The sequence below is a fragment of the Ruegeria sp. AF7 genome (assembly GCF_056541885.1).
Genome location: NZ_JBQFYX010000037.1, coordinates 1 through 7,041, shown reverse-complemented (window position 1 = coordinate 7,041; position 7,041 = coordinate 1). Strand labels below are relative to the sequence as shown.

At 52.7% G+C, this 7,041-nt stretch carries 5 protein-coding genes; 3 read left to right on the top strand and 2 right to left on the bottom strand.

The window, feature by feature from the left end:
- Positions 1-1,084, top strand: a 1,084-nt coding sequence (locus ACR0AP_RS20660; RefSeq protein WP_480509144.1) for a GNAT family N-acetyltransferase, incomplete at its 5' end; no start/stop codon positions are given.
- Between the two features lie 21 nt (positions 1,085-1,105).
- Positions 1,106-1,573 (top strand): VOC family protein, encoded by a 468-nt coding sequence (locus ACR0AP_RS20655; RefSeq protein ID WP_480509142.1) that lies wholly within the window; start codon positions 1,106-1,108, stop codon positions 1,571-1,573.
- 491 nt (positions 1,574-2,064) lie between these two features.
- Here the strand turns inward: ACR0AP_RS20655 and ACR0AP_RS20650 are convergent, their stop codons facing one another.
- Positions 2,065-3,105 carry an aminotransferase class I/II-fold pyridoxal phosphate-dependent enzyme gene (locus tag ACR0AP_RS20650; RefSeq protein WP_480509140.1) on the bottom strand — a complete coding sequence of 347 codons (1,041 nt, stop codon included), beginning with the start codon at positions 3,103-3,105 and terminating at the stop codon, positions 2,065-2,067.
- Positions 3,106-3,184: 79 nt separating this feature from the next.
- Positions 3,185-3,400 carry a hypothetical protein gene (locus ACR0AP_RS20645; RefSeq protein ID WP_480509138.1) on the bottom strand — a complete coding sequence of 72 codons (216 nt, stop codon included), beginning with the start codon at positions 3,398-3,400 and terminating at the stop codon, positions 3,185-3,187.
- A 350-nt stretch (positions 3,401-3,750) separates the two neighbouring features.
- Here ACR0AP_RS20645 and ACR0AP_RS20640 point away from each other — a divergent pair, with 350 nt between their 5' ends.
- A complete protein-coding gene (locus tag ACR0AP_RS20640; RefSeq protein WP_480509136.1) occupies positions 3,751-6,771 on the top strand; it encodes a hypothetical protein in 3,021 nt (1,006 codons plus the stop codon).
- The last annotated feature ends 270 nt before the right edge of the window (positions 6,772-7,041 follow it).

The following is a 7,041-nucleotide window of genomic DNA, read 5'->3' as shown; positions in this document are numbered from 1 at the left end:
TTCCATGACTGATCCTCCGATCCGCCATGCCCTCCCACAACGACAACCCGACGTTGACCGAGGCAACATATCACAGGATGCTGCGCCGCATTCGAGGTCTGGAACGAGCCCACTTCGACCGATGCTGCGCTTTGCACGAATGTCAGATCTTGGTGCATGCCAGAAAACGCTTGAACAATCAGATTACCTGACTAAAGTCAGGAAAATGCAAATTGACCAAATATCCCGTGTTCGAAACTTCAGTCGTTCCGTAGCCGTTGAGGTTGGTGCGCTAGAAGATTCCTTCCTGAACCGAGGGCGGCCACTTGGGGCAGCGCGCGTTCTAAATGCGATTGGGCTCGGATATCAAAACGTATCCGACCTTCGAGCTTTCCTTAAGCTCGATACAGGTCTTCTAAGCCGATTGCTTCGCAGCCTTGAAGCCGAAGGGTTGATCGAGACGACCCCAAATCCAAAGGACCGGCGCAGCCGCATAACCAAGCTCACAAGGGCGGGCGTAGACGAATTCGAAATTTACGAACAGCTCTCTGATGAACGGGCCGCCACCATTTTGGAACGGCACAAGGATGCGCGGCGTTTGCTCGACGCTATGGATATCGTTACCGTCGCGCTATCGCGAGAGAGTATTGTCTTCGAAGAAGTGGACTATGCGTCTGACATAGCTACGAAGTGTTTGAGCGCTTTCGCGGCAGAACTGAGTAAGAGGCTAGGTCTAGAATTTGATCTCAAAAAATCAGGCGACCCTGAATTATCACAAATGAAGCATCCCCACGGAACATTTGTTGTGGCTAGACTTGGCGATATGCCTGTGGGCTGTGTTGGCGTGAAAGGAAGCGGCGGCACGCTAGCAGAAATAAAACGGATGTGGATCGCCCCTTCTGCACGGGGTCTGGGATTGGCGCGCCGTCTCATGGCCACCGCCGAGTGTGCAGCGCGGTCTATCGGAATTGAGACGCTCCGATTGGATACCAACAGCACCTTGTTTGAGGCTGTCGGCCTTTACCGGAATATGGGTTGGAGCGAGATCGACAGGTTCAACGACGACCCTTACCCGGACCTATTCTTCGAGAAACATCTTTCGTGATGGCCTATAAGGAATTTGGGTTTGGATGATCCTTTTGAAAGGCCCACCATTCGAACTGGCATATTTTATCAAGAACCTGACAGAGCGTTGTCGTGGCTTGAAGCTGCTTTTGGCGCAACGAGGTTGATCGACGTTCGAGATAAAGCAGGTGGCCCTGTTCATGCTGAAATGCGGTTCGGCAACTGTTCAATCATTGTTGACGGTGAGTGGCCCGGTTTCGTCTCAAGTCCGCAGTCATTAGGCGGCAAGACGACACAAATAGTCTATGTCCAAATCGAGAGCGGACTGGATGCACATTGCGCCAGAGCGCGCGAACATGGAGCGGCCATCGTTTCTGAGCCGGAAGATCAATACTACGGCGACCGCATATATCGTGCCAAGGATTTCGAAGGCCATATCTGGACGTTCTCACAAGTAGTAAGACGCGTGGGTCGTGCCGAAGCAGAACGCCTAGGAGATGTTCAGATCACTGGTTGGCACAGCGAATAACGGGCCAAACCCTTTTCACAACGGAAAAGCAGCCATTGGCGCAAGCGCAGCGGAATAGCGCTTTGTCCGCAATCTGTGAGTTCGACGAGGCCCGGAATTCGCGCTTGCGGCGAATGTCCGGAAAGCGGGCTGCAACCGCAGAATTCAGGACTAAGGTCGAACGGCAGGATTGGGCCGTCCTCATCGGAGCCAATTGGGTCCATCTCAGAGGTGCTGCGCTCGCTCCAAGATCGGCAGTGAGCCCATTTCAGAAGTCTTCAGCTTTTGCTGCGCGCGCTCGCAGAACAAATATCGCTGCATCAGCTTGGTTCAGAACGCAAATAGGCAACGGGATAACCGAACATTGGTGCAAAACGTCAAGTTTAAAAGAGATCAAGACAAAGGATCGAATGAAGCCATTCAAGTCATCCCGGGCTGTAGGAAATACCCAACCCTAGAGAGAGCGGGATCGCGCAACCAGCGCGATCCTATTCGCGTGAAAGTGGCTTTTCTCACGCCGCCTTTATGGCAAGCAGTCTTTCGGAAATGGCCGCAGCGACTTTAGCGGCATCACACGGTACATTTGCTGAAACACGGATCCAGCCATCGAGGTCCGCGGCTTTTCCCGATTGATCCTGAACCAGAATGCCATGGACTTCAGCAAGGTCCTGAACGACCTGAGCAACGTCATCGCCAACGTAAATGAGCACCCAAGGACCAGCACCGGTCTTGTATTTGAGACCCGTGCTTGGGAGCCAATCACGGTACACATCCACTGCGGCACGTTGAACATGGTGGATCTTTTCGACCACATGTGGTTTTTCAGCCAATTTCGCCAGATACCGCGCAGCGTGCATCGAGACGGGGTACGGGCAGACATCTTGTCTGATCGGATCAAGCATTTTGGGTGTTCCGATCATCCAAGAGACGCGTGCGCCGCAAGACCCAAGGTCCTTGGCAGCCACGTTCATGTACAGCGCCCGATCGTTTTCCAGCGCAAACTTCACGTAGTCCTCGCTCAGAACGTTGTCCCGCCGATAGGCAGAGTCTATGACAACAATCGCGTCAGAGTTTGCGCGCAGGATTGCACTTGCGACACCCAGTCCTACCACTGTCTGGCCGGGGTTGGTGACCGGCATTGACAAAAACACGATTGGGGTATCAAGCCCCGCTACCACCTTTACGGCTTCGCCTTCATTGAGGCTAGGTTCCCAGATGCCGCAAGGAATCTCAATATGTGGCAAATTGCAGGACGTCGCGGATGCTTTGTAGCCCGGAAAGTCGTTTGCGATGGTTACGACCGACCTCGCTCCATACAGGTTTGGCAGTAGCTTCATCCGGTTCAGCCCCGAACCATCAATTACGATTTGGTCTGGTTTGACACCTTCGAGACTGGCGAGGACGTTTCTCAGATTGCGCCCGACTGGTCCACGGTCTGCATTTGGGTTTACGTACTCGGACATATCGCCAGGCATGACCACTTCGAGAAGGGCGAGTTCCGGTACATAGTTCAGGATACGGCGCCCTGTAGCGTTGTTGTCGGCGTAGATCATATCACCATCTCGGATACAATTTCCAACCTGACAGATCGTACAAGCTGGTTGGTTTGGAAGGGAGTATCTCGCAGGAAGGTTAGACACGGCGCGGCCCTCCCGGTTTGTCGGCAATAGTATCTTCCCAGAGGGCGTCGGCATCCAGCAGACGCTTCAAACGTTCAAGGTTGCCGGGCTTAGCGATCACTTTCATCAGGTTAGCCATGTTGCCGCGAGTAAGAACCAGCGGGCAACCGCAGGCTTCGCAATGCTGCGGCATCTGCGCGCCCACACTGCTCAGGTGGTTGTTTGTCATGTTGTGCCTCCCACACTAGAAACTTTGTTTCATTTTCGAGGCTTGACTCTTCTTCGGATACTCATCAGAAGCGTCAAACCTATCGGGGTGGCTCGGGGATGGGCACCAGGTCTCAGTTGGAACCATCCCCAAGCCGAAATGCCAATCCGGTCTCGCAAGCGACACCTGACGCGGCATCGTCCATCAACCAGAGCATCGAATTCGACTCAAATCTGTTCGAGAAATCGAGTTGCAAAACAGACGTTTGCAACTGCATCGCAAATGCACTTGCAATAAATCCAGATTTCGTATTTGGGCTTGCCAAATCTGAAAAATGTTGCAAGGTACCTTGATTTTGCTTGGGGTAGCTTGTGGAACCGCATGAATTATTTGCCTATTTCTGGCACAACTACCGAATACATCGGACATCTCTGGGGCCAAGGAAAATCGCGCGTAAGAGCGATCTGCTTCCTTTGTTCGGGGTGAGCCCTACAAACAAGAAAGATCGAAGCACCTTCTCGACGTATCTAAGCAAATGGCTGAGGGAAGGGGCTCAACAACCCCAAGTTAACAGTAAGATCAAACGCGCTTTTGCGCGTTCAAAGTTTAAGTCAGATTTAGCTAGTGCAGTCGGGATCCCGCCAAAGGCGTTGGAGGCGGCCACTATAGAAAGCTTCATTTTGATTCTGAGGGAAGCCGGAATCAAGCCGGACAAGGATCAACTTCCCCCTCCAATGATCTTTGCGTCGGCTACGCGTGGGGAAAAGCCCGAGGATGTCGTGTTGTGCGCCGAAGAGTCAGCGGCGCTCGACTGCATCGCAAACCAGGTGGCAACCGCGAAGACAATCCTGACGGAGTGGGTCGCCCCATTCCAAAGTGGTGCAAGCTTTGTCGCCGATCAACTCTGTCATTCGGATGCGATCGCAGAGCACTATGCTTCGGTCTTTCATATCTACTTTGATCCTTGCGAAACTGATGGTCGAAGTGAGTTGCGCGAGCTCAGTCGGCACCTCGGACTTGATCCAGATCACAGGAACGCAGAGGCACAGCGCGTTGCACAGCTGATAGACCAGAGATGCCTGGTGGTCTTGCATGGCGCGTCCTATACTTCCACGAAACTGCTAACCGCCAATTGTCCGATTAAGCTGTTCATAAAGGCCGTCCGCCAGAAGCGCGTATTCTCTGAGCAGCCGATACTGCTAATGCTTTCCGCAAGTCAGATCGCGCCTAGTACCCTAGGCGAAGTAAATCCTGCGGCCACCAACTTGCTGAGAGTGGAGACTGGCCACCGGTTTGCCTTTTTCAGGGCTGAGATGGACCGATTTGTGGCTCTCAGAGGTAGTGAAGATCAGTTGCATGATGCAGATGCGAGATTGAAACAAGCGCGGTGGCACTATGGTCAGGTTGAAGATGTTGAGATCTGGCCGGCATCAATTCGGCTGCGCGCATTCTTTGCGTCAAATATGGCGAACGAGTCCTATTTTGATCCCACCCAAGGCTTTAAGAAACTTGCCGGTGACATCGATCTAGAAAAGTGTCCTGACATTCAATCGCTCGTGCGCGAGGCCAAAACCTATTTCAACGTACTACGTCAAGAAGCAGGTGACCCCGACAGGCCAGGCCTTCGCTTTCTGACGTGGTGCACGACCACCCTCTACTGGTTAACAGACGAAGCGATCAGATTTATTGGAACTAAGGGGAAGAATAAGGTCCAGTCTCTAAAGGTTGATCAGTGTCACGGCTTTGCTGCCGAGGATCTCTACGACAGCCTCGTTCGGTTCAATCGCTCCGATGGCGACGGAATGAACTACGCTATGACCCTTGGAGTAAAGGCAGTTATTCAAGACATCTGGATGAACTCGGGTGGGGATGCAAAATACAATAGAGCCACCGTGCACTACTTTACTGCAAAGCGCATGTTTGAGCTTCGCGACAGTTTGCCCCTCAGCCAGGAATTGCCATATATCAAGGGCCGAGCAGACGACGACATATTTTTTCTGCCCGAGGTAATCCGTCATCTGATGCGCGCATGCGGTGAAGTGATTCCCCAATCTGATCAGGGACGAGACCTCACGCACGAGGATTATGCAAAACATGATCTCAAAACGTTCAGCGTGAAGCCACCCACACGGGGAAGGGTTCAAGGATGTGATCCTCAGGATGCATGGCGTTTCTGCTATTGGGTTGTTTTTCGCCAAATGCTCAACGGGCGTGGGCGACAGCTCACACGGCGATTTGGCGCCTACCAACTGAAGCTCGAGGTTCTGCAGCTTCTGTGCGGTGAGGCCAACTTCAACACCAATCATCCGGGTATGCCCGAATGTGATGCACCCTTCTTTCTCAACGATCTTGCTTGTGCGCTGTTAGATGTGGGTCGGGCTGAAGAAGCCGCTGATGTTTTTGCGCGGCTATCGGCGCTCTCAAATGACAGTGGGGATAACACCATACTCTGCAAGTCACTCATAAACGAGGCGATGGTTGCAGGCGTGATGGGCGATTTTCCGCATGCGCTGCAGTTTGCTGACGACGCGGAAGCGCTGATATCGGGCGAAAAGGTGGAGGCCGGAATCTTGGACAAGCTGCGCGAGCGCCTACAATCGCGCCGCGCGCATATCGCTTATCTTTCTGGGGACCATGATCAAGCTATAAGGCTCTATCAGGGGTTAGAACAAAGTGATCTTCGACCAACTATACGAAGGGATCGGGCGCTACCCTACATTCGCAGTCTCGCCCAACGTTATGAAAAAAACGTTCCGACATCGAAATCGGATCTTTCAAAGGCGCTGGCTGTTTGCATCTCGAACATGATCAGTTCCACCACCGTCTCCAATTTCCATGAAGTTCTGGGGTTTGAGATCGCGATGGCCGAGCTATTTCGACGGCAGAAATTCCAAGAGCCAGCTGAGGCTTGCCTTGATCAAGTGTATCTCGACATTCTGAACCATGGCTGCTCCGAGCGGACCTATGTCAGTTTTCTCATCGAGGCGGGAGCAGTGCTGCTCGGCAGAAGAAATGCCGCCCGTGCATATGCCGCTTATTTGCACCCAGCGATTCTGCGACTGAGAACACGTGCCCTAGCTTACGAACGAGGTCAGGCGAAGGGTTTGGCATGTGTGGCCATAGACATGCTTGAGGAGCAGCGGGCCTCGTATCCTAAAGAAGGCAAGTGGCTTGAGCACGTCGTGTCAGAGCTTAGCACCCCAAGTTTTTTGGAGGCCGCCGTTGTTCCGCAGGACGGTGAGGATGAGCAAGGTCATACCGAACGGGTTCACGGAAAAAACCCGCATTTCTCGTTCGATCTCATAGGTGTGGAAGAATGGAGTAACCGGTTGGAAGAAGTTGAAAGCCTTAAGGCAGAACGTCAGTTTGTTCATGATTTGCCTTGGGGTTGATATCAGAGTCTTTTGAACCCTCGATGCCGCAACCCCAATTCGGAGTACTTTTAGCGGAAAGAAGAAATACCTATGTTGCCGTACCTTACGCGACTGCAGCGAATGGCAGGTTCGACGGGCCGCGATGCAGTATGCGCGTTGCTTGTTGAACGGCAGCTATGGGCCGGGAATTTGTCCGTTTCGTCAATTTGCGGAATTGGCGACATAAGAAGAGGGTTCGGTACCAACTCTTCGTTCAGTAAGAAACTCTGCAACAGATCCGTGCAGCAA